We start from the raw sequence: 26,631 nt of genomic DNA, 5'->3' as shown, positions 1-26,631 counted from the left end.
CCCTTGAATTAATGCACTCAAACTGCATTTACACAGAATTATTTACAGGCTCAAATCTGTTTTAGAAACTATATCATTTAATTTAATAAAGTGACATTGCTTGAGGTTTCTATCAATTAATTGCTTTCTAAATTCTTTAAACCAAAGAGGTAATATAGCTATCACTATTCCATAAAGTAGTATGATGGACTAACTTAATGTGCTTTTAGTGCATACATTCTTAAAAACTATGTGCGAAGGTTGTCGTGATGAATATGGCACAGCTATTCAGACGGAATGAACTTATCATTCATGTGGTCACTTTAAGTAATCTAGTAAATAATCTATTGGCCTTTAACTGTCATGAAGTTTAAAGATTACTATGAAGCCTTAGGCGTTGCTCGAACGGCAACTCAGGAAGAAATAAAAAAAGCTTACCGTAAGCTCGCGCATCAATATCACCCCGATGTTTCAAAAGACCCCGCAGGCGAAGAGAAATTTAAAGAAATAGGTGAGGCATATGCCACGCTTAAAGATGTTGAGAAACGCGCTGCTTATGATGCGCTCGGGCGCCATCGCGCAGGCGAAGAGTTTAGACCACCACCAAATTGGGGCGCTAACCAAGGTGGGCAACAAGGCTATTCTTTTGATGATGTGGATCTAGCAGATTTGTTCGCTAGCTTTTCCAAAGCTCGGTCGGGTGGCGCACACCAAGGCCATAGCATGCCCAGACCTGGGCAAGATTATGAGTTGGCAATTCAAATCTCACTTGAAGATGCTTTTAATGGCACCACCGTGGATTTAAATTTCACCGTCCCAGAATATGATCCGCAAGGGCAACTAAAGCACATGCCTCATACCTTTAAAGCACGTATTCCTCAAGGTGTAACAGACGGTCAAAAAATGTTATTGCGAGGCAAAGGTGGAAAAGGCGCTAATGGTGGGCCAGATGGAAATTTATATTTAAATATAAATTTCAAGCCACATCGATTGTTCCGCGTGATAGATCATGATCTGTTCATTGACCTACCACTCACAGTATCAGAAGCGGCTTTAGGTGCTACGGTTAAAGTGCCAACCTTGGAAGGCGCGGTAAATCTTAAGGTACCTGTAGGTATAACGAACGGGCAGAAATTGCGCATAGGCAAGCGCGGTTTACCAAGTAAAGGCCTAGGTAAAGGAGACCTTTACGCCATTGCACAAATTGTAGTTCCAGCAAAACCTAGTGATAAAGAACGCGAATTATTTAGAGAGTTAGCAGCTGTTTCAACATTTAATCCGCGTGAGCATTTTGATCAGGAGGGATGATGCTATGAATATTGAATTTAACGAATTAGTTTGGCTAGACCACCATCATGAAGTCTCTCTAATTGAGCTTGTAGAACTGACGGGACTCTCAGAGGAAGAATTGCAGCACTTGGTAGATAGTGGGGCACTTGTTCCTACAAATCCTGACGAGACTAGCCTCAATTTTAGTGGGCATTGCGTTATCTCTATACGAACATTGTCACGTCTCAAGCAGGATTTTGAGTTAGAGCCGAATGCTTTTGCTTTGACTCTGGTTTTTTTGGAACGTATCAGAACACTAGAATCAAAGTTGCAAACATTTAATCCTATTAATTCTAAATAGCTAAATTTAGCTTAATGTTTTTTTTGGTAAAATTTTATGCACCACTTCAAATAACGCTACGCAAATTGCACCCACCGTTAAACCGACTATTGCATTTATTAACATAGGTAAAACTATTGCTGAAAAGCTGCCGATCAATGGCAATGTGCGTATGCTTTCCGCGAGATTTTCACTCAAGTGATGTAGCGCTGTAATGCCGTGACCGATAATACTGCCGCCAACCACAAACATTGCAGCCGTGCCAAGCACAGTTAGAATGCGCATTAAATATGGGGCTGCGGCTAATAGTTTTTCGCCAACCTTACGCAGAAGTTGTTTATAAAAACTACTGCCTTTTTTAAGCATTAAATGTAAGCCAAGATCATCAAGTTTCACTATACCTGCCACCAAGCCATATACCCCAACCGTCATGATGATTGAAATGGCCGATACAACAAGAACCTGTTTCGTGAAAACTTCCGTCGCTACGGTACCTAAGGCAATCACGATAATTTCTGCGGATAATACAAAGTCTGTACGTATCGCACCTTTAATTTTGTCTTTTTCCAGCGCGACAAGGTCTGCTTTAGGGTCAGCGACTGCTTGTTCTAGTGCGACAACGTGCGCATCATCCTCTTTTGCGCCATGTAGAAATTTATGTGCTAGTTTTTCAAAACCTTCAAAACATAAGTATGCGCCACCAAGCATGAGTAGTGGCGTAATCGCCCACGGTGCAAAATAACTAATAGCCAGCGCAGTAGGCACTAATATCAGTTTATTGACCAGCGATCCTTTTGCCACAGCCCAAACGACTGGCAACTCACGCTCTGCCGCAACGCCATTCACTTGTTGGGCGTTCAACGCGAGGTCATCACCCAATACGCCAGCCGTTTTTTTTGCGGCCATTTGCGTCATCACAGAAACATCATCCAAGATGGTTGCGATATCATCTAAAAGTGCGAGTAAACTGCCTGCGGCCATACTTGTTCCTTAATTTATTTTTTGATTGTGACTAAATATTTTTTAACTGATTTTATTACTTATTATACTGCTGGGATGCTTATTCAGCTTCCTCTGTAAGGTACGTCTATGCATATTTAAACTGCGTGCAGTGGCTGAAATGTTGCCATCATTTTCTGCTAAAACGCGTTGAATATGCTCCCATTCTAAACGTTCTACTGATAAGGGATTAGAGGCTAATTCTACCGCATCATTACCCGTTTGTTTTTTAAAGGCGGCAACAATTTCATCGGCATCCACTGGTTTTGCTAAATAATGTGTGGCGCCCAGTTTGATTGCCTCTACCGCCGTGGTTACACTGGCAAAGCCTGTTAGCACAACGATGCGCGTGCCAGCATTCAAACTTGCAAGCTGCCTAACCAGTACTAAGCCTGAGTTTCCCGACATTTTTAAATCTACCACTGCAAATTCTGGAGGGTCAATTTTGGCGAGCTCAAAAGCGCTTTCTGCGCTATTAGCTAAGCTGACTAAAAAGCCGCGTTTGCGCATGGCTGGTTCAAGTACGCTTAAAAAATCTTGGTCATCATCCACCAAAAGCAAGGTAGCCTTTTCAGCCAAATCATTTTCAGTTATTTGATTTTCAATAGTAACTTTTGCTTCTAAAGGGTTCATGTATTGGCTCGCAGTATTTCTAAGGGTTTTCTAGGCGTAAACTTTTAAGTGGTAAATTGAGTATCGTCAATACGCCACCTTCGGCATGGTTGTTTAGGCTCAACTCACCTTCATAGCGCGCTAATGTGATTTGAGTAAGGTACACGCCTAGCCCCATGCCATGCTCATTTTTTGAAGTAAAGAATGGTTTTCCTATTTGCTTTTTAGTTTCCAGTGTTAAGCCATTACCAAAATCTTTAATTTGAATGGTGAGCATTTTGTCATTCCACTCGGCGTTAAATAACACGCGCTCTGGTGATTCATCCGCGGCGTTATCCAGCATATTTTGTATGGCTTGCGTTAAGGTTCTGTCCATCATTATTACAGGGTCAATCTGATTATTTGGCATAGTTACCACTAGTTCTGTCGCAGGGCGGGTATCTCGCCAGCGCTGAATGGCATCTTGTAAAAACTCACGCAGTGCTAGTCCTTGCCCCGCATCGGCGCGCTCTTGCCCTGCGTTGCGGGTAATACTTGATAGAATTTCTTTGCAGCGTGAAACTTGTTTTTGCAATATATTGAGTTGCGCAATTAACTCGGGCTGATTGGCATAATCTTGCGTAAGCTCTTTGCTTACTATCGCCATGGTTGCTAGTGGTGTGCCTAGTTCATGTGCGGCGCTGGTAGCTAGTGTGCCAAGGGCTAGCATACGTTCGCTTTCTAGTGCTTTCTCGCGAACTTCTGCAATTTTCTTGTCATAATCACGTAAGTTTTGCCCAATACGTGCAATGAATATGGCCACAATTGCCGAGCTTACAACAAAACCTATCCACATCCCGACCAAATGAATATCTAGCCTTGCATTGCCATAAGTATGCATATGTAAGTGCGAGAGGGGTACATGGTAAAACATCAGCAAGGTGTAGCAAGTAATGCTCAAGCCTGCGATTAGCCATGCGTAAACCGCCCTTAAAGCGACTGCGGCAACGGTTATCGGCAGCAAATACATCCAAATAAAAGGGTTGCTATAGCCACCGCTGAAATAAAACAGTAAAGAGAGCGCGGCAATGTCGCCTAGCAACTGCATGACTAATTCACGCTGTGAAGTTTGGGTTTTTGTACTTAAGCGCCACCATGCAATTAAACTAAATAGCCCTAATGAAGCTATCGCAGAGATGAGTGGTGCGTAAGGCAGGGGTATGGAAGCTTGATATAGAACTAAAATCACTAAGCTTAGACAGGCCATGACCACGCCGCGCAACATGATTAAACGCTGCATATTCAGTCGTGTTGCGTTGCTGATGGATTGTTGAACGGTATGCATGCGTTTGCTGGTTTGATTAAAGTGAGATTCATTATAAAACGGTAATGAAAATAATACCTTAAGCCTGTATATAATTCACCTGCGACAATATGCCACATTCCGTTGTAATAATTTCTCTAATACAATTCGGCGATAAAAATAATTTAGATGGAGTGGTAATGCTTAAAAAAGTAACAATAAGCACTTTATTGCTTAGTTTCAGTAGTTTTGCGCTAGCTGAACAGGTAGCATCCACTGACACATCCGATATCCAATTGGAAGCAATCCAAGTTAATGCAACTGCAGTAGATAAACCTGCAGTGCCAGCAAATGTACCGTCTACAACTGAGAGTGTCACGGCAAAAAAAATTGCGGAAAGTGTTAACTCAGTATCATCAGCCGGGGCGTTGTTATATTTGCCCAGCGTTCATGTACGTGAGCGTTTTATTGGGGATGTGAATGGTGGCTTGGCAATCCGAGGCTATGGTGTTAACTCAAGTGCAGAAACTATTGTCTACGCCGATGGCTTATTACTCTCTAACTTTCTGAGTAATAGTTGCTGCCCAGGCCCTCGTTGGGGAATCGTCTCGCAAAATTCCATCGACCGCGTGGATGTCATGTATGGGCCATTCTCTGCGCTGTATCCTGGAAATTCAGTGGGGGGTGTGGTGTTAATAAAAACCCATATGCCCGATAAGTTTGAGGCTCATGCTAAGTTAGATGTGTTTAATGAAAATTTTAAGTTGTACGGAACAGATGCGAATTTTACGGGGGTTCATGGTGCTGCGACGATAGGCAATAAAGTAAATGATTTCTCTTTTTGGTTAAGTGCTGACCATTTGGATAACCATAGTCATCCCACAGACTTTACGCCAGCAACACTCAGAAAATTGACTGATCCTGCATCGACTTCGGCAAATACAACCAATGTCACTGGTGCATATTTTGACCGAGATATTGCTAACAAACCAAGAGTGACAACAGCTTCAATTAGTGCGGATCACACGGTTAAAGATGATGTCACTATCAAGTTAGGCTATGATTTTTTGCCAACTCTGCATGGGACTTACACCTTTAATATTTGGCAAAATGATTCAGATAAGAAAAGCGAAACCTATTTAAGGGATGCGACAGGTAACAAAATTTATGGCACTAGTAGCAGTGCTACAAGCCCTTACCGATTTGTAGGTATTAATGGACGTGCTTATAGCGTCACGGCACCTTATGTTAGCCACGGCGAAAGTGAATATGTGATGCACGGCCTAGCTCTAAAAACAGATACTGGTGGTGTATGGGATTGGGAGGTGAATGCCAGTTACTTTAACCAAAATAAAGAGGTGGTGCGTCAATCATCTAGCAACTTTAGTACGACTTCTGGAGAGGGTGCTACGGCGGGTACGATTACTAAAAATGACGGCACTGGCTGGAGAAACTTTGACTTGCGAGGTGATTTACGTCCAGATGGTAATCTGCAAAGTAAGCATCAAATTAGCATAGGTTTCCATACAGACACTTATATCACCAAAGCAGACCAGTACAAGCTCCTGACTGGTCACTGGCAGTCTAGCGGGACAGGTGCTTTGAATACCAATTCCAGAGGTGAAACTTCAACGGTTGCGGTTTATTTACAAGATGCATGGCAAATTTCACCAGATTTAAAGCTAGTGATTGGCGGCCGAGAAGAGCAATGGAAAGCGACTGACGGGAGTAATTATGCCAATGGGTCTAATGTCACTTACAAAGATAAGACAGTGTATGCATTCTCACCAAAAGCTTCCCTGTCTTATCAGGCATCGGATGATTGGGGGCTAAAAGCCTCTTATGGGCGTGGTGTGCGTTTTCCAACTGTGAACGAGTTGTTTAGAAGTGTTGGCATAACGCCTATTGGCTCTTCAATACAATTAACCAGTGCTCAAATTGTAGCGGCAGGATTCCCCGCGCCATATAACGTTCCGCTAACCAATAACTCTGGGTTGAAACCAGAAAAGGCTGATTCTTGGGAGTTCACAGCAGAAAAGCTTTTACAAAATGGTATTTGGCGTACATCAATATTTGGAGAAGAAAAACAAGACGCGCTAATTTCACAAACAGATATCACCACATTACCCGGTTATAGTTTCTCTACCGTAGTTAACGTAGATAAAGTGCGTACTTATGGTGCTGAAACAGCATTACAAGCGAGTGATATGTTCATCAATGGTCTCGACCTTTTAGGTAGCCTTGCTTATATCCACACACGCGTGGTGAGAGATGCCGCCGATACGCGTTTGGAAGGCTCTGAGTTACCTTTAATCCCAGCATGGCGTGCAACATTACAAGGGACTTATTATGCGTCAAATGAACTGTCATATAGCCTAGGTTGGCGCTACAGTGGCAGGCAGCATAGCGGCATGATTAACGCGGTTACTCAGCAGTACCCAGATCCAAACCCAAGTGTTTATGGGGGGCGTAGTAATTTCAGTGTTTTTGATGCCAAAGTGCTTTATAAATTCGCAAAGCAATGGTCAGCATCCGCAGGCGTAGACAACATTACCAATGAAAAGTATTTTACTTTATACCCTTATTCGCAGCGCACAATCTTTGCTGGACTTAAGTTTGATAATTAGTTAATAGCGAATATTATTAGGCTGTTACTTAGTCTTCACTTATAGATAAATCCGCATCTATAAAATAGCTGACTCGCTTACGTGGATTCAGATATTCAAGCACTTCCGCAGGCAATTGACTAGGGCGTAAACAAGCATTAATAGTTATGCTAGGCTCTTCGCGTAAATCTATTATTTGTGGTTCGTGCTGGACTGTGAGCGGGTCATGCACCATGACAAAGGGTCTCAGCGGCTTATTTGGGTTAACAGAAATAACTGTGGCATAGCTACCTGTTGAAAGCCGGACAATACTCCCAGGGGGATAAATGCCCAATGATTTAATTAAGCCTTTGAGTAGTGCTTCATCATATCTTGCACGCTGGCTTGCATACATATGTGCCAGCGCTTCATATGGGGTTTTGGCGAGGGCAATATTGTTTGGATTACATAAATTGTCATAGCCGTTCACAATTGCAAGTAATCTGGCAAACGGGTCTGTTTGTTCGCCTTTTAAATGTTTGGGATAACCTGTGCCATCAGCGTGTTCGTGGTGCTGCATAATAATCTTACCAGTTCGCAATGGCAGGCCAACCTCTTGTGCCATGCGAGCCCCTATCTCGCTATGCTGTTCAAGATGTGATTGTTCAGATTTAGTTAGCGGGTCTTTTTTCAGCAAAATTTTATCGGATATCTCTGCCTTACCAATGTCGTGAAATAAGGCTGCCAATCCTAATAATCGTGCATCCTCTTTAGACATATTAATAGATTTAGCCATAATCAACGCAAGTACTGTCACATTCAGTGGGTGAATATAGTGAGCATCACTGGATCGATTGCCATTGAGTGCGTGCACGGCTACATCACCTTCCATGAGTGCTGTATCAACCATATCATTGATAATTGATAGAGCTTGCTCAATCGAGGCTTTAGAATCCGATAAAATATTGTGAGTAACTTGTCGTGCAATATTGCTAGTTTTTATAAACTTTTTTTCACATACATTAATGGCATGGTGCAGTTCTTTAAGACGCTGCTTTGCCCTATCCGCGCTACTCACTGGCTCTGGTATAGCAGGTGTTTCCTGATTAATTATTTCGTCAACAGGCGACTCTATTTTAACTGGCAATGGTTCACAGTCGCTACGGCTTGGATCATAGCGTAGTCTGGTTAGCCCAGTTTTTTTTATCTGTGAAATTTGCTCTTCATCTTTGATTTTAAAGTTACTTAGCGTGAAGGGGTGATCCATCCAGCCTAAATCTAGATGCACATAGATGCCGACTTGTAGCTGTGAAACATCAATAAAATGATGAACTTTATGCATATGTTTTACCTAAATATTTTGCTTTTATTTTGTTAGTAATTTCGTGAATTCTTTAGCAGTAATTGGCTTGCTATAGAGGTATCCTTGTGCTTCTTTGCAACCCATTGCGCTTAAAAAGTCGGCTTGCGCTTGAGTCTCAACCCCTTCGGCAATGACGCTAAATCCTAAACTGCCAGCCATCGCATAAATAGCATTTGCAATCGCCGCATCATCTAAATCATCTGGCAGGCCTCGTACAAAAGATTGGTCTATTTTTATTTTATCCAATGGTAATCGCTTAAGGCTGGAAAGCGATGAAAAACCTGTGCCAAAATCGTCAATCGCTAATTTTAGTCCTAGTTGTTTAACACGATTGAACGTATCAATTACATGTTCAGTATTTTGCATGACCGTACTTTCGGTAATCTCAAGTTCCAACATGTGCGGGTTGCAATCGGTTTCCATTAATATGCCATAAACAGTATCAGCAAAGTTACTGCGCATAATTTGCACGCCTGATACGTTCACCGCGACCCATTGAATAGCAAGACCAGCTTTGTGCCAGCTGACCATTTGGAGCGCTGCCTCACGTAATACCCACTCACCAATTTGTACAATTAAACCATTATCTTCTGCCATTGGAATAAAGGTGGCTGGAGACACTAAGCCTAGTTTAGGGTGATTCCATCTTATCAAGGCCTCTGCACCTATAATTTTGCCAGTAATTAGGCAGATTTGTGGTTGATAATGAACCACAAACTGCTTACGCAACAAGGCGTGGTGGAGTTGGCCTTCTAACGTAAAGCGCTCAACCGCATTCTTACTTAGATCCTCCGAATAAAAACAATGGCTGTTTTTGCCTTTGTTTTTAACTTGATACATTGCAATATCGGCGGCCTTAATTAAGCCTTCAACATCCGTACTGTCTTTAGGGAATATCGAGATGCCAACACTCGCACTTATGTAAATATCATTATCGTCAATATCGAATTCAATTTGCAGCGCATGAATGATCTTTTTAGCCACCACCGCAGCATCACTAGATTTGGTAATCATGTCCATCATCACAACAAATTCGTCACCGCCCAATCGAGCTACCACATCACTCTCACGTATAGACAAACTTATGCGCTTAGAGGCTTGGAGTAATAATTTATCGCCTATTTGGTGCCCCAGACTATCGTTAACAGCTTTGAACCTATCTAAGTCAATAAATAATAGGGCGATTTTATGTTTTTCACGCTCGGCACGCTTTATTGAATGCTCTAGTAATTCGTTTAACAAACGGCGGTTAGGCAAGCCGGTGAGTGGATCATGGTTCACTAGCTCGTGCAGTCTATTCTGTGAGTGCTTAATATCAGTAATATCTGCAAAAACACCAACGTAATTAACGACTTGTCCTGCACTATCCTTAACCGCAGTAATCGTTAATCTCTCATAATAGTTTTCGCCATTTTTGCGTTTATTAGAAACCTCCCCATGCCAGCGCCCTTCTTTTTTTATCACCCCCCACATATCTTTATAAAAGCGCTCATCATGATTGCCAGATTGTATTATTTTTGGTGTATGTCCAAGAACTTCTTCTTCAGAATAGCCAGTAATCTCTGTAAAACCTTTGTTAATAGCGGCAATGCGTATTTTGTCATCGGTAATCATGATGCCTTCGCTGGCGCTGTCAAAAGCAATTTTAGCTTGGTGTAATCGTTTTCCAGCACTTTCTCTTTGAATTGCCACGCTTAAAGATCGACCAATCGCCATCAACGATCCAAGTTCTTGTGGCGTGGTTTTAATCAAGTCATGGCAACGTTCTATGATGATATTGCCCCACCAAACTTTGTCTGAAAAAAGCGGAACGATGGCGATAGATTGCGTATCATGTTGCTCAAGTATTTTGCGCTCAGAACTTGGTAAATCACGAATATCACCAAAAACAGGGTCGCCATGTTGAAGGGTATCTTTCCAGCGGCTTAAACGCGCATCGTCAAAATTAATGACTTCAAGTCCGTTGTCGGCATTACTAAAGCCTGGCACTGTCCATGTGAATAGTATTTTTGAATGCTCAGATTTAGCTGGCTTAGTCGTTTCTTTGTTACTTGGCTCTATATTTTTAAGAATAGTCGCCCTTGTAAAGCGTAAAGCTAAACATAATTGTTGTAATACCGTAACCGCAACCGTTTGCCAAGACTCAGCAGAGTGTAGTAACCAGTCACATGAAATAAGAGCATCTAAAATAGCACTGCGGTCGCGCAAGTTACTTTCAGCCATTTTGCGATCAGTAATATCCCGTCCGAGGGTGACTAAACCATGACGACTACCATCATCGTTAAACAAAGGTACTTTAATCAAATCGTATACTTTTGCATCCCCATGTGGCAATGCAATGACTTCTTCATTTCTGATGGAACGCCCTAACTCCCAAGCTTGATCGTCAGATATTTTGGAGTTACGGAATGCCTCTTCAAAGATAGGATGAGACTGAGCAGCAAGCTCCCTATCAGTTTTTTGTTGATAATCAAGCTGGTCCAACTGGAAAGTCTCTACGCTTGTCGTATTCGCTTCTACCCAGCGGTTTTTATCATCTTTGAAAAAAATCAAATCTGGACTTGCGTCAATTAGATTGCGAAGTAACTTTTCGGTATTTTTCAATTGCAATTCTGTATGGATACGTTCCGTAACATCATGCATATGCAACACTAAACCAGAAAATAAGCCTTCAATATCTTTGTTTGGGGAGGTAAATACTTGTAATGTACGCAGTTCATCACCTGCGGCATATTGCATTACAAAATTGCTGCTAGATTTTTTTAGCTCTATGAGAGTGCGTTTATGAACGGCTTTTGGAAGTTGAGCGGTTTTTGCCTCAACCTGCAGTACATTCAAATTGAAAATATCTCTGGCATAGGGGTTTGCATAGATGACATTCCATTTTTCATCGACAGCAAGAATAGCAACGCCTTGTAATGAGTCCAACAAATGCCCAGCTAATGCAAGTTCTTTAGACATGATGGTACTCAGATTGCTTGCGCTATCTGGATCAGATTGCAACTGAGCTAATATATCTAACTTTTTCAATTACTTATACGTTTCAGGAAATTTACCTATATTTAAACTCGCCTAGAAATATATCACACAAATATATTCAATAATAACTGTAAAGTATGCGAAATGAGGCTTTAGGGTTATCGCCCGCAATAACTAAAGCATAAAACCAAATATACGCTCAAATCAATATAACAGTCTTTTGATTAAAAGGGTGTTGCGAGGTCAATTGTAAATTCACGGTATCAAATTAATGATGTTTAAAGTTGTATCTGTGGACTAAAGTTTTTGCCACGGTGTATGATTTCGACAAATAACAATTGTTAGCAGAGCATGAAGAAACTACAAATATTTTTATTGATCTTTTTGGCTGTTGTTGGCTTGAGCGCTCAACAATCAATAGCACATGATAATCACGCGAAATCTCAATCCAACTCAATGGGCATTAGTCTTGCGTTTGATGCGCATGGTAGTTTATGGAGAGTCGTTGAAAATAACGGCTTGATATTTGTTAGTTCAAGCCGCGATTTAGGAGAAACTTTTTCACCTCCAGTACAAGTCACACTCAATATACAAAAAATAGCTGCCGATGGCGAGGCGCGACCCAAAATTGCGATTGGTCCAGAAGGTAACATTTACCTTACTTGGACAGAGGCTTTAAAAAAGCCATTTACAGGTTATATTTGGTTTTCACGTTCAATCGATGGCGGTAAAAGTTTTGAAAAGCCAATGATTGCGCATACTGATCGCGCAGAAATTACCCATCGATTTGATGCGCTAAATGTAGCGAAAACTGGCGATGCTAAAGGCAAAGTAACCGTTACTTGGGTTGATAAACGCGATTTAATCGCGGCTAAATCCGCAGCGAAGCCATATGAAGGTGCGGCGATTTATTACGCGGTTTCTAACAATCAGGGAGCAAGTTTTTTACCCGAACAAAAATTGGCGGATAGTAGTTGCGAATGTTGCCGCATTGCCTTAACTAATAAGCCAGATGGCAGCGTGGTGGCGATGTGGCGTCATGTGTTTGAAGGCAGTGAGCGCGACCACATGATGGCTGAAATTCCTACACAGCCTAATCAAGCGCCAGCGCCTAAGCGCGCCACTTTTGGCCGTTGGAAAATTGATGGTTGCCCGCATCACGGTGCGGCGCTTGCCACTGGTGGTGAGGACAAGGACTGGTGGGGCTACCATATGGCTTGGTTTGACGGTGGCAATGATGAAGCTGGTAAAGATGCTAGCTTGTTTTATGCGCGCATGGATGGCGAAGCTTGGGTTTCTTCACCGCCGAAAAAATTTGGTAAGCATAGCAATCAGGCAGGTCATCCAGCCTTATTGAGTAGGGGTGACAATGTTTGGCTGGTCTGGCGCGAAATTGAAAATAAAAATAACAAAATTGTTGGAATGTTTTCTGACGATGGCGGCAGAAGCTGGGGCGCACCAAAAGAGCTTGCAACTAGTGCAGGTAAAACGGATTATCCAATTTTGCTGGCGAAAGATAATCAAGCTTACTTGGGTTGGAATACGGAAAAAGATGGTTTGATTTTAAAGGGTTTATCGTTTTAGTTTAGATTCTGCTTAGCATTCGAGAGTGCCTAGGCGGCGAGCTTAAGGTAGTGCTAGTGCACGGCGAAGCGAAGGCAACAACGGCAGTGTTGAATGTTAAGCAGAATCAAATTACATGCACCAAACTTTTGCATCATGCGCCAGAGACATCCAGATAGCCCAAGCACTTGCGCTACTTAGCATTAAACCTGCAAGGCGCATGCCATAAGGCTCAACTAGAGTGGTTTTAAGTTTCAGCCATAACCATGGCGCTAAAAATAATGAAACAGCAGAACCCGCAGCAAATGCGGCCATACTCAGTGCACCGCCAAGCGGGTTGCCATTAAATGAGGCAATAATTAGTGCGGAATAAAGTAAACCGCAAGGCATTAACGCCCAAAGCATACCAATATAAAAATAGCCGCCGCTTATTTTGCTAAGCTTTTTAACATGCTGCCAAATGCGTCGCCCAGCTTGGTCTATCCATATCGGTTGACGTGCATAAATGATGAGTATCACGCCCCAGAAAAAAATCAGCACATGAAAAAATGTCCACAAGGGATGCAAAATAGCGCTATAGCTAGAAAGCCACGCGATGCTTTGAATGGCAAACGTAGCGATTGCACCCAATAAAGCATAGCCGCACACTCGACCTAAATGGTAAAAATAGATGGCATAAGGCTTATCAGATGATTGTGTGAATGAGGTGCAAGCCGCACCGCACATGGCGACACAGTGAGGGCCGCCAGCTAAGCCCATGACTAGCGCGCTATAGATAAGTGCTGTTTGCATATTCGATTTAAGGTATGGGGTAGGCTAGTTGTTTATTGAGAGTTGAGCTCAGTTTTAATTGCAGGAAATGAATAGAAATATTTTAATTTAAGCTAAGCAGACTATTCTTTATCTTCCTCAAAAATGCGTCGGCCTTCTTCTTCAATGTCTTCAAATTGGCCGCGATAAACCGCCCACCACAGCCCGCCAAGTACAACCAAACCCATTACCACTGACAACGGCACAAGTATAAATAAAATATCCATTATTTGGCCTTCGTATCTAAAGTTTCAGAAAAAGTAGTTAATCGCAAAGCATTTAGCACCACGATGATAGAACTCACTGCCATGCCTAAGCCCGCTAACCAAGCCGATAATACGCCAAAAAAGGCTAGTGGAATACAGACGAGGTTGTAAACGATGGCCCAAGCGATATTTTGTTTGATTATGGCCATGGTTTTTCGCGCATGCTGAATCAACTGCGGAATTTGGCTAATGTCGCCATTCAATAAAACGTAATCAGCATGTGCTAGTGTAAGTGGTACCCCTTTACCCATGGCGATTGAAACATGGGCGCTGGCTAAAATTGGCCCATCATTTAAGCCATCACCTACCATGAGTATGTTCTTGCCTTGTTGTTTGAGTGTTTGTAATCGTGAAAGTTTTTCTTGTGGGCTACATGCGGCTTGAAATTGAGTAATGCCAATTTCTTTAGCGGTATTGATGACCGTATGCGCTTGGTCGCCAGATAAAAGTTCTACGCTTAGATGAGCGTCTTTTAATTGTTGAATGGCTAGTGCAGCATTGTGTTTAACCGCTTCATGCAAACTAAAAGTTGCTAGCCAGCCATTTGCATCAGCAAGAAATACTTGTTGAGATAGTTCGCTAGGCTCCGAAACCCCGCAAAACTTGGCTGAGCCGAGCTTCAAGTTCGTATTGACTAAGTCTGCATTGGTCGCGTTAGCTTGTAGCGATGCGCTAATGCCAGCACCAACCACCTCTTGGATGTTGTTTAATATTATTGGCGACTCTTGTGCGCCACGTTGCTGACTTGCGCTGACCAAAGCTCGCGAAACAGGGTGCATAGAGTGTTGCGCCACGGCTGCGGCTAAAGCTAGCACACCGTTTTCTGTAAACCCTTGTTTAAATGTAATAGATTGCACTTCGATATGGTCTTCAGTCAATGTGCCCGTTTTATCGAAAATTACGGTGTCGATATTGGCAATACTTTCTATAGCCTGCAAACGCCTAATTAAAATGCCACGTTTTACAAAGGCGCTGGCGCTCGATAGCATGGCGGCAGGTGTGGCTAAAGATAGCGCACAAGGGCAGGTGACAATTAACACAGCGGCGGCTGTCATTAATGCACGAGCGTGGTCTACATTCCATAACAAGGCTGCGGCAACCACTGCGCTTAAAATGACGAACAGCAGAAATGGTCTAGCAACGCGATCAGCCAGTTGTGAAAGTCTTGGTTTTTCAATTGCGGCTTGATTGATTAAGTTAACAATCTGCCCGTATTGTGTGGATTCACCAATGGTTTCCAACACTATGTTCACGGTTTGACCTAAGTTGTAACTGCCAGCAACTACCTTGTCATGCAGGTTTTTTTGTATGGGCGTGGATTCACCCGTGAGTAGCGATTCATCCACGCGGGTGTCACCTAACACCAGTTTGCCATCGGCTGGAAACGCCTCGCCTATGTGCACGCGAGCAATATCGCCTACTTTAAGCTGGCTGTTTAACACGCGAGTATATGAACCGTCTAAATTTTGGCGTTCGATATTTTCTGGAATGCGGCTAACTAAAGCTTCCATCGAGCCTAGTGTTTTGCTGTGCAATTTCACTTCAATGAGTCTGGCAGAAAGCAAAAAGAACACGAACATGGTGAGCGAGTCGAAGTAGATTTTATCGCCCCACCAGCCGTGTGGGGCAAATGTGGCAGCAGAGCTTACGATAAAAGTAATGGCTATGCCCAATGCCACAGGTAAATCCATGCTGACTTGTCGGTGCTTTAAATCTCTAAAAGCATTTGCAAAAAACGTACTGCTTGAGAACACTAATACTGGCAAACTTAATATCCAAGATGCCCAATTAAGCAAGATCGCGATATCTGGCGCAATGTCGCCAGCTTTGGTAAAGTAGCTTGGGCTTGCATACATCATTACCTGCATCATGCAAAAGCCAGCCACTAACCAACGCCAAAATGCGGCTCGACTTTTCTTAGTTACGTTCAGTTGGTTTTCATTATGCGATGCAGGATTTGCGCTGTAGCCCATGGATTGAATAGCGCTGAGTATCGTTGACGGTTTAGTTAAAGTTGGCGACCAAACCACAGAGGCGCGCTTTTTTGACATACTCACTCTTGCACTCACTACGCCCGGCAACTCGCCCAAGCCTCGTTCTATGGTGCCAGAGCAAGCCGCACAGCGTAAGCCATCTAGCAATAAGCTAGATTCAACAAGTGAGTGCGTGGGATCGTTAGCCGCAGCTTGGCTAAACGCTTGCCATTGATCTTGAGTATCTAAAATCACCCAAGATGGATTTGGCGAGTTTGATTCATCGCTGAAAATATCGGTAGTTGGCGCGCTAGTAAGCAAAATTTTTCCAAACAATTAACTACATGCTAATAAAATTAATTCAGCATTTAGAGAGTTTTTTTACTAAGAAGTTTAAGATATTTAATTTAGTTGCAGAGCATTAGTTTGCATTGTAAATCAGCAGTTAAGCCCCATATTAGACTTATATCAACTGAAACGGAGTTAAAAATGCGTTTTGATAAACTAACAACAAAATTTCAACAGGCACTTAACGATGCACAAAGTCTAGCAGTCGCTAATGATAGCCCAACCATAGAGGCCTTACACCTACTTTCTGCGTTAATAATGCAAGAAGATGGAGGCACTTCTTCGTTGCTGGCGCATGCGGGCGTCCATTTGGCGCCGCTTAAAACAGCGCTGACTGCTGCAATAGGCAATTTAGCAAAATCAACTGATAGTTCTGGCGAGGTGGCTATCTCACGTGACTTGAATAACTTGCTGAATGTGACCGATAAACTAGCCTTAAAACGCGGCGATAGTTTTATCGCGAGCGAGATGTTTTTGTTGGCATTAACCGAAGATAAAGGCGCAGCAGGTAAATTGCTTAAAGCCAATGGCTTGTCGAAATCTGCGTTGGACCAAGCGATTAATGAAGTGCGTGGCGGTGAGCAAGTGAATGAATCTGATGCGGAATCTAACCGCGAAGCGTTAAAAAAATATACCTTGGATTTAACTGAACGCGCCCGAATGGGCAAGCTAGACCCTGTCATTGGTCGTGATGATGAAATTCGCCGTACCATTCAAATTCTCGGGCGTCGTACAAAAAATAACCCGGTATTAATCGGCGAACCTGGCGTTGGTAAAACCGCGATTGTCGAAGGTTTAGCACAGCGTATTGTTAATGGTGAAGTGCCAGATTCGCTCAAAGGTAAAAAAGTCTTGTCTCTAGATATGGCAGCTTTATTAGCTGGCGCTAAATATCGTGGTGACTTTGAAGAGCGTTTGAAATCAGTGTTAAAAGAGTTGGCGCAAGATGAAGGCCAAACCATAGTCTTTATTGACGAAATTCATACCATGGTTGGTGCGGGTAAATCAGAAGGCGCGATGGATGCGGGCAATATGTTAAAACCCGCTTTAGCACGTGGTGAGTTACATTGCGTAGGCGCAACAACTTTAGATGAATACCGTAAATATATTGAAAAAGATGCCGCTTTGGAGCGCCGCTTTCAAAAAGTATTGGTGGATGAACCTACAGTAGAAGCCACTATTGCGATTTTACGTGGCTTACAAGAGAAATATGAGTTGCATCATGGCGTGGAGATTACCGATCCCGCAATCGTGGCAGCGGCTGAACTTAGCCATCGTTACATCACAGACCGATTCCTACCTGATAAAGCGATTGACTTGATTGATGAAGCGGCTTCTCGCATTAAGATGGAAATCGATTCCAAGCCAGAGGTGATGGATAAGCTTGAACGCCGCATGATTCAGCTCAAAATTGAGCGTGAAGCAGTGCGTCGCGAAAAAGATGAAGGAAGTAAAAAACGCTTTAGTCTAATTGAAGAGGAATTTGCTCGCCTAGAAAAAGAATATGCCGATTTAGAGGATATTTGGAAAGCCGAAAAAGCCCAAGTTCAAGGCTCTGCACACATTAAAGAAGCGATTGAAAAAATCAAGTTTGAGATGGAAGAAGCCACGCGCAACGGAGAATGGCAAAAAGTTTCTGAGTTGCAATATGGCAAATTGCCAGCGCTCGAGGATCAGTTAAAACAAGCTTCTAGCTCTGAAGCGACTACCACTCAAATTAAACACAAAATGTTGCGTACTGAAGTAGGTGCAGATGAAATCGCCGAGGTTGTGAGCCGCGCGACAGGTATCCCTGTTTCTAAAATGATGCAAGGAGAGCGCGGCAAACTGTTAACCATGGAAACCAAGTTGCATGAACGTGTAGTAGGACAAGATGAAGCGGTGCGCTTGGTATCGGATGCGATTCGTCGTTCGCGCTCTGGCTTAGGCGACCCTAATCGCCCTTACGGTAGTTTCTTATTTTTGGGCCCAACAGGTGTTGGTAAAACTGAGCTTTGCAAAGCATTAGCAGGCTTTTTGTTTGATTCTGAAGACCATTTAATTCGTATCGATATGAGTGAGTTTATGGAGAAACACTCCGTTGCTCGTATGATTGGTGCGCCCCCAGGATATGTGGGTTATGAAGAAGGCGGCACGTTAACAGAAGCTGTGCGTCGTAAACCATACAGCGTCATTCTGTTAGATGAGGTTGAAAAAGCCCACCCTGACGTATTCAACGTGTTGCTACAAGTGCTGGATGATGGACGCTTAACGGATGGTCAAGGTCGCACTGTGGATTTTAAAAACACAGTGATTATTATGACATCGAATTTAGGTTCTCAGATGATCCAAAGTATGGCCGATCAAGATTACCAAGTAGTTAAATTGGCTGTAATGGGTGAAGTGAAATCACACTTTAGACCTGAGTTCGTCAACCGTATCGATGAAGTAGTCGTTTTCCACGCATTGGGTGAAGATAATATTAAAGCGATTGCAGAAATTCAGTTGCAATACTTAGCAAAACGCCTAGCCGCGATGGATATGCAAATAGAATTTACCGATGCTGCGATAGCCGAAATTGCCAATGCGGGTTTTGATCCAGTCTATGGTGCGCGACCACTAAAACGTGCGATTCAGTCTGAGATTGAAAATCCACTCTCACGTGAAATTCTGACTGGAAATTTTGCGGCTAAAGATATTATCAAGGTGGATGTTAAAGCGGGTAAGATTGTCTTCGCAAAATCTGCAGTTTAATGTGTCATAATTTAAGGGCTTTATTTGTCAAAAGAGCGACTGAAACCTAGTTTTATCAGTGCAATGCTTGCTGTATGTTTAATGACAGCAAGCATTGCACATGCCGCATTTAGCGCGCAAGAGCTCCAGGTTTTTGACAATGAGCCACCTATTACTAAAGATTTACTAATGCACGCCAATGTGCTGGCCGGTGATGAAGTCGATCCAGATGGTGCGTGGAAAGCCGCTGATATGTACTGCCAAGCGGCTCGCTATGGCAGCGCAGAAGCGGTCTACAGATTAGGTATGCTTTATGCATTTGGGCGTGGCGTGCCAGAAAACCGTGATTATGCGGCTAATTTATTTGGTATCGCCTCTACACATGGGCATTTCGAAGCGCAGAAAATGCTTGAAACGATAGAGATTAAAACCTCGGCAACACCGCCCTGTGTGCTCGCTGATGTTGCGCCAGAAAAAGGACTTTCATCTAACATTGCACTCACTAAAGAAACGCCAGAAATCGATCAATACATTGCCAATTTGCCAAAAAACAAACGCTGGGTATTGCGCTTGGTGAATACAATTTCTAAATGGTACAAAGTCGATGAAAAGCTAGTGTTATCGATTATTTCAGTGGAATCGAACTTCAATAATGTGGCTACGTCAAACAAAGAGGCGCAAGGTTTGATGCAGTTAATCCCAGATACCGCCGAGCGGTTTAACGTTAAAAATGCCTACAACGCCACACAAAATATTAAAGGGGGCGTTGCCTATTTACGTTGGTTATTAGCTTACTTTAAGGGTGATGTTGCGCTCACCGTGGCGGCCTATAACGCAGGTGAGGGCGCTGTGAACAAGTATAAAGGTATTCCACCCTTTGCTGAAACCAAGCTGTATGTGAAAAAGGTGCAAGCACGTTACCCGTTTAAAACGCATGCTTATGATGCGCAAATAACCGAACCTTCACCAGTTTTAGACGCTATTCATGCAAAGCGCCGTTTATAACGCGAAGGAGATTGAAGATGACTAAACTGCTCTCTCGCTGCAAACCCGTTTTTATTTTTGCAGCATGTCTGGTGTTAGCCGCTTGCGCAAGTAATAACCAATACTCAGGTGCTAACTCACAGAAAATCGACAGAATTTCTGAGGAAGAGCTTGCCAGAATTATGCCCAAACCAATTGCCACTTTGAGTTTAGATGATTTGGTTAGCCTGACAAAAAGTGGTCTGACCGCCGATGAGCTTATAGAAAAAATTCGCCTCAGCAATTCTTCATATGACTTAACGCCAAGTCAGGTTGTTAATCTGAATAAAAGAGGCGTTGATAACAAAGTGCTAGATTACATTCATACCAGCCGTGAACTTGCGCTTAAAAACAATGTGGCTGAGGAAATCAATCAACGTGAAAAAAACAAACGTGTTGAGTTGGAAAAACTTAAACGGCAACAATGGCAAGAAAGGCAACAGCGCATGTATGATCCATTCTGTGGGTACGGCTATTATGGGCGTCCCTACGGCTATGGAGCATTTGGATCACGTTTTGGTTATCGCTCAGGATTTGGCGCCAGCTTTGGTTTTCCGTTAGGGTGTTGGTAAAATAATCAAGTAATGATTAATAATCTAAATAAAAACTAGTAGAGATTTTATGCAACAAATTACCCATCAAATTAACGTAAGTACTAAAGGTAGAAAGCTTTACGATATAACTCAAGAGGTGACTTCTTGGGCCGAGCAAAGTGGTTTTCATACAGGGCTTATCACGCTTTATATTCAACATACTTCTGCTAGCCTTTTGATTAATGAAAATTACGATGATGATGTGCTGGTTGATATGGAGGCCTTCTTTAAGCGCCTAGTACCAGATGGCGATCCATTGTTTATTCATACCGTTGAAGGGCCAGATGATATGCCTGCGCATGTGCGTACGGCACTGACACAAACTAGCTTATCGATACCACTTATTGATGGGAAAGCCGCTTTAGGCCAATGGCAAGGCATTTTTTTGTATGAACATAGGCATGTAGCCAGTTCACGTAAAGTCATTTTACATTTGATTGGCGAGTAGCTTAATGCGAGAGCAAGGGCGACCATTAAGTCTGGCTGAATTTCAGCTATATAAGCCTTACTTCAAACATGAAACATTAATAAAGGCACGTCTAATTGAAGGTTACACACCTTTTTGGTTACGCAAAAGCATGTGTGCAGTTGTATTAGGTCATCGTATTTATTTTCGTCAGCATGCTTATCAATGCAATACGACTCGAGGAGTAGAGTTGTTAGCGCATGAGCTCACCCATGTAGAGCAATATTTATCCGGCATGAACGTATTTAAATATCTCTGGGCAGCGCGTAGAGGATATCGACAAAATCCATATGAGCTTGAGGCTTATGCTAAAGGCGCCGCGGTGAGGGCGCAAATGCCGTCAGCTTAGTATTTCCTTTGTAACGGTGCAGCACTTGGGGATTTACTTAATTAACTTCTTTAGTATGAATAAAATTTCAATCTGAAGTGTGCATAATAGAAAATTTACAATTCCCATTAATGACTATTTAATCACTATTTTAATCTCTATGGATTCCGTTAAAAATGATAAAAAAATACCAAATTTGAGAATCTTAGGTAAAATCTACCTCGATGACCTTTACGCCTTCTAGTATAAATTACTTTAATATGTAATTATAGTTAAGTATTTAATTACAATGAATTAAAGTTGCGATAGAATGTTTAATTATGAATTCAATGCAATTTTAAGTATTGAAGTTTTTTGTTCCAGAATTTTTGATTTTTTTAAATATAAAAAAAGGAAATACTATGTCAGTACTTTTACGTTCTTTATTGGTAGCAAGTGTTACAGGTTTATTGTTGGTTGGTTGTGGTGAAAAAGCGGCTGATCCAGTTGAAGCTCCTGCACCTGTATCTAACCCAGCTGTTGAGGCGCCAGCTCCAGTAGAACCAGCGGCAGAAGCAACATCAGGCCCAGGCGGTTATGAGCCAACAGCTGAAGAGCGTGTACCTGGTATTACGCTTGATGCAGCGGCTGTTGATGCAGCAGCCACTACGGAAGCTGCACCTGCAGCTCAGTAATAAATTTAAAAGTAGCATTCTCGCTACCCATTAAAAAAGCACGCATTGGCGTGCTTTTTTAATGGGATTTTTTTAGGTTCATGAGATGGATTTCTCATCCAAGAATAAAACTTCCTAATTTACTTTACTCCAACTTAGCGGATCAAAAGGTCGGCTCTGACTGCGTAACTCGTAATAAAGCCCATTAGTTTGATTGCCACCACTATTACCAACGGATGCAATCACATCGCCTGGCCGCACGCTGTCTCCCACTTGTTTTAAAACTGCCTGATTATTGCCGTATAAGCTCATAAAGCCATTGCCATGGTCTAAAATAATTAAATTGCCAAAACCGCGCAACCAGTCGGCAAATACTACGCGACCCGTAGCGACTGATTTCACTTCAGCACCTTCGCTAGCTTTAATAAATAAACCTTTCCATGAAATGCCGGTGTCTTCGCGGCTAGAACCGAAACGATTCGTCACATCACCCCGCACAGGCAGGCGCAGCTTACCTTTAAGTGCCGCAAAGTTTGAGTCGGAAAACTCCTGACTAGGTTCAATATTGTTGGCCAACACTTCTTTAGGAGGCTTATTATTGTTCGAATTTTCTGGCTTATTCGCGACTGATGTAGGTTCACGTTTAGGGCGAGCTTTTTTAGGGGGTGGCGGAATAATTTTCGCCAAGCGCGCAACTAATTCAGACAGTCTTTTTTCATCGCGCGTTAATTTCTTAATTTCGCTACGTTGCGATGCAATTTGTTGAGACAAGCTGCTGACTACCTTAGACTTTTCTTTCTTTTGACTTTCTAAAGCGCGTTTTTCATCGACTTGTTTTTGCTTTAAATCCGCGACTTGTTTTAGTGTAGAGGCTGTTGCATTATTTAATTTGCTAATTTTATTTAAGTTGCCCTGCATCTGGTTAATGAGAGTTGCCCGCGCCTTGGCGACGTATGAGTAATATTGCACATCGCGGGCGATCTCACTTGGGCTCTCGTTCTGCAAAACCATTTGTAAATAGCTTTGCTGGCCTTGAATGTATTGCTGATAAAGCTGCGCACTTAACAATTTTTGCTGTTGCGAAAGCGCTTGATTGGCACTGAAAGATTCAGACTTTAATTGCGTCAGTGTTTTTTTATTTTGTTGTTGCTTTTGGTTGATTTCGTATAATTTTTTGTTGGCTGCGCTAATCGCCTGCTCACTTTCTTTTAGAGCGTCAGCCGCGTCTTTATGCGCTTCTTGCGAGTTATCTAATTTCTTTTTTAGCGCTTCCAAACGTTGTTGCACATCGTTCAAATTTTGTTTTGATTGTTCTTTCTTATTCGCATTTGCACAAGGTACGCAAGCTAACATCAGCATCAAAAGTGATGCCCAAGCTAACCTAGATTTAACATGCTTATACTTCATCTTAAATTGCAAAAGTAATGATGTTCTTACCTGTCATTTCACTAGGTTGAGCAACGCCCATCATGGTCAACAACGTGGGTGCGAGGTCTGATAATGCGCCATTGGCTGAAAGTGTTGCGTTACGTCCAACATAAATCAACGGTACTTTGTTGAGCGTATGTTGTGTGTGCGGCTGATTGTTTTCCACGTCAAACATAGTTTCTGCGTTACCGTGATCGGCCGTAATAATCACTTCGCCGCCTATGCTTTGCATGGCATTCACAATGCGCCCAATGCAGGTATCTAAAGTTTCAATCGCTTTGATGGCTGCTGCTAAATTGCCTGAATGACCGACCATATCGCCATTGGCATAGTTGCAAATAATGGCATTATATTTTTTGCTTAAAATCGCTTCTTCAAGCTTTTCGGTAACTTCAAAAGCGCTCATTTCAGGTTGTAAGTCGTAGGTTTCTACCTTTGGCGAAGGCACTAAAATGCGGTCTTCACCAGCAAACACTTTTTCTTCTCCGCCGTTAAAAAAGAAAGTCACATGCGGATATTTTTCAGTTTCGGCAATGCGCAGTTGCGTTAAACCTTGGTTAGAAATATATTCGCCAAAGGTATTATTCACATCCACTGGTGGAAAAATCACAGTTGCATTAGTTTCATTTTTATCGTACATGGTGAGCGTGAAATAGCCTGCTAACTTAGGTACATGGCGTCTATGAAAGCCATCAAAATGCTCGGCTAACAAGGCATGTGTCAATTGACGTGCACGGTCAGAGCGGAAATTCATGAAAACTACTAAGTCGCCGTCTTCTAAATGGATTGGGTTGTCATCTATATTATGAATAGCCGTGGTTTTTACAAATTCATCATTTTCGCCGCGTGCATAGGCGTCGTTTAATCCTGCCATTGCTGATTCGGCAGCAAACTCACCTATGCCTTCGGTAAATAATTGATAAGCGGCTTCAACGCGAGGCCAGCGTTTGTCTCTATCCATGCCGTAAAATCGGCCACTGATCGAGGCAATTTTACCTACGCCAAGCTCAGTACATTTGTTTTCTAAGGCTTCAACAAAAGGCGTAGCGCTAATAGGCGGCGTATCTCTGCCGTCTAAAAACGCATGAATGTAGACTTTGCTTAAACCTTGTTTTGCCGCCATTTCTATCATGGCATGAATATGGTCTTGATGGCTGTGAACGCCACCGTCAGAAAGCAAACCAAATATATGCAATGCTTTATCATTTTGTTTGATATTTTTTAAGGCATTAGATAACTCTGGATGATTAAAAAACTCACCGTTAGCGATGCTATTGTTGATACGCACGAAATCTTGAAATACTACGCGACCCGCACCAATATTTAGATGCCCCACTTCTGAGTTGCCCATTTGACCGTCAGGCAAACCCACAAAATGCTCAGAAGCGTCGATTAATGTGTGTGGAAACTGCTTCCATAAACTATCCCAATTGGGCTTGTTGGCTTGCACTATGGCATTGTCTGAAGCCTCTTCACGATAGCCAAAGCCATCTAAAATGAGTAAGCATACTGGGGTGATATTTTGTGGTGCTGACATATATATTAAACCTAAATATTTGTTTGAATAATGTGCATGGAATGTCACTATTTTAGCGCAATTACACGTAAAATTACTTTATAACTGTGAGTATAAATGTCAGTAAAAGTTAGTCCATAAATATAGTGTTCCAATGGCGTTGAATTTGGCGGTCATTAGCCCCATATTCTGAGTGTTAATATGTGGGTAAATAATTGAGAGGAAATACGTGGAATTTTTTAAAAGTAATATCTTATTAATTGGTTTGGCTATTGGTTCAGGCTTTATGTTGTTATTGCCATCGTTTAGAAAAGGCGCTGGTGGCGTGCCAAATTTAAGTCCAGCAGAAGCGGTGACGTTAATTAACCGTTCTAATGCATTTGTGTTGGATGTGCGTGATGAGGCGGAGTTCGCCAGTGGGCACATTGCTGATGCAACAAATATTCCTCTGGCTGGTTTAGAAGCAAGAATTGGTGAGCTTAAAAAATATCAAAATAAAACAGTGTTGGTTAACTGCCAAAAAGGCATGCGTTCAGCTAAAGCTTGTGACATTTTACGTAAAGCGGAATTTTCACAGGTGAATAATTTACAGGGAGGCCTGTCAGCTTGGCTTGAGGCTAAGTTGCCTGTTGTGACTAAAGCTGTTTCAAAGAAATCAGCCGTTAGTAAGGTTGCGAGTAACAAAAAGGCTGCTAATGACGATGTCGAAAAAGAGGTAAATTAATGGCAAAAGTAACTATGTATTCTACTGCTGTATGTCCTTATTGCATTAATGCAGAGCGATTGTTAACTAGCAAAGGTGTCACCGACATCAGTAAAATTCGCATTGATTTGCAACCTGAAATGCGCGATGAAATGATGCAAAAAACGGGACGTCGGACTGTGCCACAGATTTATATTGATGACCGCCATATCGGTGGTTTTGATGATTTGCGCGCGCTAGATTTGGCTGGTGGATTAGATCCGCTATTGGCGATATAAAGACTATTGTCTAAACTCTGTTAAAATACAAAAACTATTCATTTAACCTTTAATTTAATTAGAAACTAAGAAAATCATGGCTCAAGAAGATATCGCAGCACAAGAACAAGCTCAACCAGGCTTCAGCATCGAAAAAATCTATGTGAAAGATGCATCGTTAGAAATTCCTAATGCACCACAAATTTTTACTGATCGTACGCAACCAAAAGTTAGCATTGAACTTGGTAACTCTGCACAAATGCTTGAAGAAGGCGTGTTCGAAGTCGCAATTAAGGTGACTGTTACTTCAAAAATTGAAGATAAAACTGTATTTTTGGTTGAAGTCACACAAGCGGGTATTTTCCAAATTCGCAACGTGCCAGAAGATAGTATCGAGATGATTGCAGGTATCACTTGTCCAAATATTTTATTCCCATATGCACGCGAAGCAGTTTCTGATTTAGTGGTACGTGCTGGTTTCCCATCCGTATTGTTAAATCCAATCAATTTTGAAGCATTGTTCGCGCAACAAAAACAGCAACAAGCAGAAGCGGCTTTGTCTGCAACTAAACAATAGTTTAATC

The 26,631-nt window shown here is 42.3% G+C and carries 23 protein-coding genes; 13 read left to right on the top strand and 10 right to left on the bottom strand.

The features are described 5' to 3' along the window. Window positions 1–342: 342 nt before the first annotated feature. Entirely contained in the window at window positions 343–1,287 is a 945-nt protein-coding gene (locus tag PSV17_RS13225) for a DnaJ C-terminal domain-containing protein (RefSeq protein WP_300483438.1), read from the top strand. A gap of 4 nt (window positions 1,288–1,291) precedes the next feature. Then, window positions 1,292–1,609 carry a chaperone modulator CbpM gene (locus PSV17_RS13220; RefSeq protein WP_300483436.1) on the top strand — a complete coding sequence of 106 codons (318 nt, stop codon included), beginning with the start codon at window positions 1,292–1,294 and terminating at the stop codon, window positions 1,607–1,609. 6 nt (window positions 1,610–1,615) lie between these two features. Here the strand turns inward: PSV17_RS13220 and PSV17_RS13215 are convergent, their stop codons facing one another. From PSV17_RS13215 to PSV17_RS13205, 3 genes are read right to left on the bottom strand one after another with little or no spacing between them, the layout of a single operon-like run. Beyond that, window positions 1,616–2,569, bottom strand: coding sequence for a DUF808 domain-containing protein (locus tag PSV17_RS13215; protein ID WP_300483435.1), 954 nt, complete (start codon window positions 2,567–2,569; stop codon window positions 1,616–1,618). A gap of 42 nt (window positions 2,570–2,611) precedes the next feature. Continuing rightward, window positions 2,612–3,220, bottom strand: coding sequence for a response regulator transcription factor (locus PSV17_RS13210; protein WP_300483433.1), 609 nt, complete (start codon window positions 3,218–3,220; stop codon window positions 2,612–2,614). A 19-nt stretch (window positions 3,221–3,239) separates the two neighbouring features. Next, entirely contained in the window at window positions 3,240–4,523 is a 1,284-nt protein-coding gene (locus PSV17_RS13205; protein ID WP_300483431.1) for an ATP-binding protein, read from the bottom strand. 158 nt (window positions 4,524–4,681) lie between these two features. On the opposite strand from PSV17_RS13205, the gene PSV17_RS13200 reads away from it, so the two are divergent. Next, window positions 4,682–7,108, top strand: coding sequence for a TonB-dependent receptor (locus PSV17_RS13200; RefSeq protein WP_300483430.1), 2,427 nt, complete (start codon window positions 4,682–4,684; stop codon window positions 7,106–7,108). 28 nt (window positions 7,109–7,136) lie between these two features. Here the strand turns inward: PSV17_RS13200 and PSV17_RS13195 are convergent, their stop codons facing one another. Both PSV17_RS13195 and PSV17_RS13190 read right to left on the bottom strand, forming a co-directional pair. After that, window positions 7,137–8,408: an HD-GYP domain-containing protein gene (locus tag PSV17_RS13195; protein WP_300483428.1), complete on the bottom strand. Its 1,272-nt coding sequence runs from the start codon at window positions 8,406–8,408 to the stop codon at window positions 7,137–7,139. A gap of 24 nt (window positions 8,409–8,432) precedes the next feature. Beyond that, complete coding sequence (locus PSV17_RS13190; RefSeq protein ID WP_300483425.1) at window positions 8,433–11,459, bottom strand: EAL domain-containing protein; 3,027 nt, start codon at window positions 11,457–11,459, stop codon at window positions 8,433–8,435. Window positions 11,460–11,759: 300 nt separating this feature from the next. Here PSV17_RS13190 and PSV17_RS13185 point away from each other — a divergent pair, with 300 nt between their 5' ends. Then, window positions 11,760–12,992, top strand: a complete 1,233-nt coding sequence (locus tag PSV17_RS13185; RefSeq protein ID WP_300483422.1) for an exo-alpha-sialidase — start codon at window positions 11,760–11,762, stop codon at window positions 12,990–12,992. Between the two features lie 111 nt (window positions 12,993–13,103). Here PSV17_RS13185 and PSV17_RS13180 read toward each other — a convergent pair whose 3' ends face one another. The 3 genes from PSV17_RS13180 to PSV17_RS13170 all read right to left on the bottom strand — a co-directional run bounded on the left by PSV17_RS13180 (window position 13,104) and on the right by PSV17_RS13170 (window position 16,341). Beyond that, window positions 13,104–13,763, bottom strand: coding sequence for a sulfite exporter TauE/SafE family protein (locus PSV17_RS13180; RefSeq protein WP_300483419.1), 660 nt, complete (start codon window positions 13,761–13,763; stop codon window positions 13,104–13,106). Between the two features lie 101 nt (window positions 13,764–13,864). Next, on the bottom strand, window positions 13,865–14,008 hold the full coding sequence (gene ccoS, locus PSV17_RS13175; protein ID WP_013147258.1) for a cbb3-type cytochrome oxidase assembly protein CcoS: 144 nt from the start codon (window positions 14,006–14,008) through the stop codon (window positions 13,865–13,867). Beyond that, window positions 14,008–16,341 carry a cation-translocating P-type ATPase gene (locus tag PSV17_RS13170; protein ID WP_300483418.1) on the bottom strand — a complete coding sequence of 778 codons (2,334 nt, stop codon included), beginning with the start codon at window positions 16,339–16,341 and terminating at the stop codon, window positions 14,008–14,010. The genes ccoS and PSV17_RS13170 overlap by 1 nt, the downstream gene beginning before the upstream one ends. Window positions 16,342–16,509: 168 nt before the next feature. On the opposite strand from PSV17_RS13170, the gene clpB reads away from it, so the two are divergent. The 6 genes from clpB (at window position 16,510) to PSV17_RS13140 (ending at window position 22,164) form a co-directional block, all read left to right on the top strand. Next, window positions 16,510–19,101 carry an ATP-dependent chaperone ClpB gene (gene clpB / locus PSV17_RS13165; RefSeq protein WP_300483415.1) on the top strand — a complete coding sequence of 864 codons (2,592 nt, stop codon included), beginning with the start codon at window positions 16,510–16,512 and terminating at the stop codon, window positions 19,099–19,101. A gap of 24 nt (window positions 19,102–19,125) precedes the next feature. Next, complete coding sequence (locus PSV17_RS13160) at window positions 19,126–20,085, top strand: transglycosylase SLT domain-containing protein (protein ID WP_300483413.1); 960 nt, start codon at window positions 19,126–19,128, stop codon at window positions 20,083–20,085. 17 nt (window positions 20,086–20,102) lie between these two features. Continuing rightward, on the top strand, window positions 20,103–20,675 hold the full coding sequence (locus PSV17_RS13155) for a hypothetical protein (protein WP_300483410.1): 573 nt from the start codon (window positions 20,103–20,105) through the stop codon (window positions 20,673–20,675). Window positions 20,676–20,724: 49 nt separating this feature from the next. Beyond that, window positions 20,725–21,144, top strand: a complete 420-nt coding sequence (locus PSV17_RS13150) for a secondary thiamine-phosphate synthase enzyme YjbQ (protein WP_300483408.1) — start codon at window positions 20,725–20,727, stop codon at window positions 21,142–21,144. Window positions 21,145–21,148: 4 nt separating this feature from the next. Then, window positions 21,149–21,511, top strand: coding sequence for a DUF4157 domain-containing protein (locus PSV17_RS13145; RefSeq protein ID WP_300483405.1), 363 nt, complete (start codon window positions 21,149–21,151; stop codon window positions 21,509–21,511). Between the two features lie 380 nt (window positions 21,512–21,891). Continuing rightward, the gene (locus PSV17_RS13140) at window positions 21,892–22,164 is read left to right on the top strand and encodes a hypothetical protein (RefSeq protein WP_300483403.1); all 273 of its coding nucleotides are present in this window, start codon (window positions 21,892–21,894) and stop codon (window positions 22,162–22,164) included. Window positions 22,165–22,278: 114 nt separating this feature from the next. Here the strand turns inward: PSV17_RS13140 and PSV17_RS13135 are convergent, their stop codons facing one another. Beyond that, on the bottom strand, window positions 22,279–23,550 hold the full coding sequence (locus PSV17_RS13135) for a peptidoglycan DD-metalloendopeptidase family protein (protein WP_300483401.1): 1,272 nt from the start codon (window positions 23,548–23,550) through the stop codon (window positions 22,279–22,281). A 1-nt stretch (window position 23,551) separates the two neighbouring features. Further along, on the bottom strand, window positions 23,552–25,108 hold the full coding sequence (gpmI, locus tag PSV17_RS13130; protein ID WP_300483398.1) for a 2,3-bisphosphoglycerate-independent phosphoglycerate mutase: 1,557 nt from the start codon (window positions 25,106–25,108) through the stop codon (window positions 23,552–23,554). 208 nt (window positions 25,109–25,316) lie between these two features. On the opposite strand from gpmI, the gene PSV17_RS13125 reads away from it, so the two are divergent. From PSV17_RS13125 to secB, 3 genes are all read left to right on the top strand, one after another. Beyond that, the gene (locus tag PSV17_RS13125) at window positions 25,317–25,811 is read left to right on the top strand and encodes a rhodanese-like domain-containing protein (protein ID WP_300483395.1); all 495 of its coding nucleotides are present in this window, start codon (window positions 25,317–25,319) and stop codon (window positions 25,809–25,811) included. Next, window positions 25,811–26,068 (top strand): glutaredoxin 3, encoded by a 258-nt coding sequence (grxC, locus tag PSV17_RS13120; protein WP_300483393.1) that lies wholly within the window; start codon window positions 25,811–25,813, stop codon window positions 26,066–26,068. Before PSV17_RS13125 ends, grxC begins: the two co-directional genes overlap by 1 nt. 76 nt (window positions 26,069–26,144) lie before the next feature. Next, complete coding sequence (gene secB, locus PSV17_RS13115; RefSeq protein WP_300483392.1) at window positions 26,145–26,624, top strand: protein-export chaperone SecB; 480 nt, start codon at window positions 26,145–26,147, stop codon at window positions 26,622–26,624. The last annotated feature ends 7 nt before the right edge of the window (window positions 26,625–26,631 follow it).

This window comes from Methylotenera sp. (genome assembly GCF_029946165.1).
Lineage (GTDB): Bacteria > Pseudomonadota > Gammaproteobacteria > Burkholderiales > Methylophilaceae > Methylotenera.
Note: the sequence above shows the minus strand (reverse complement) of the source record. Positions and strands in the feature narration are given on the sequence as shown.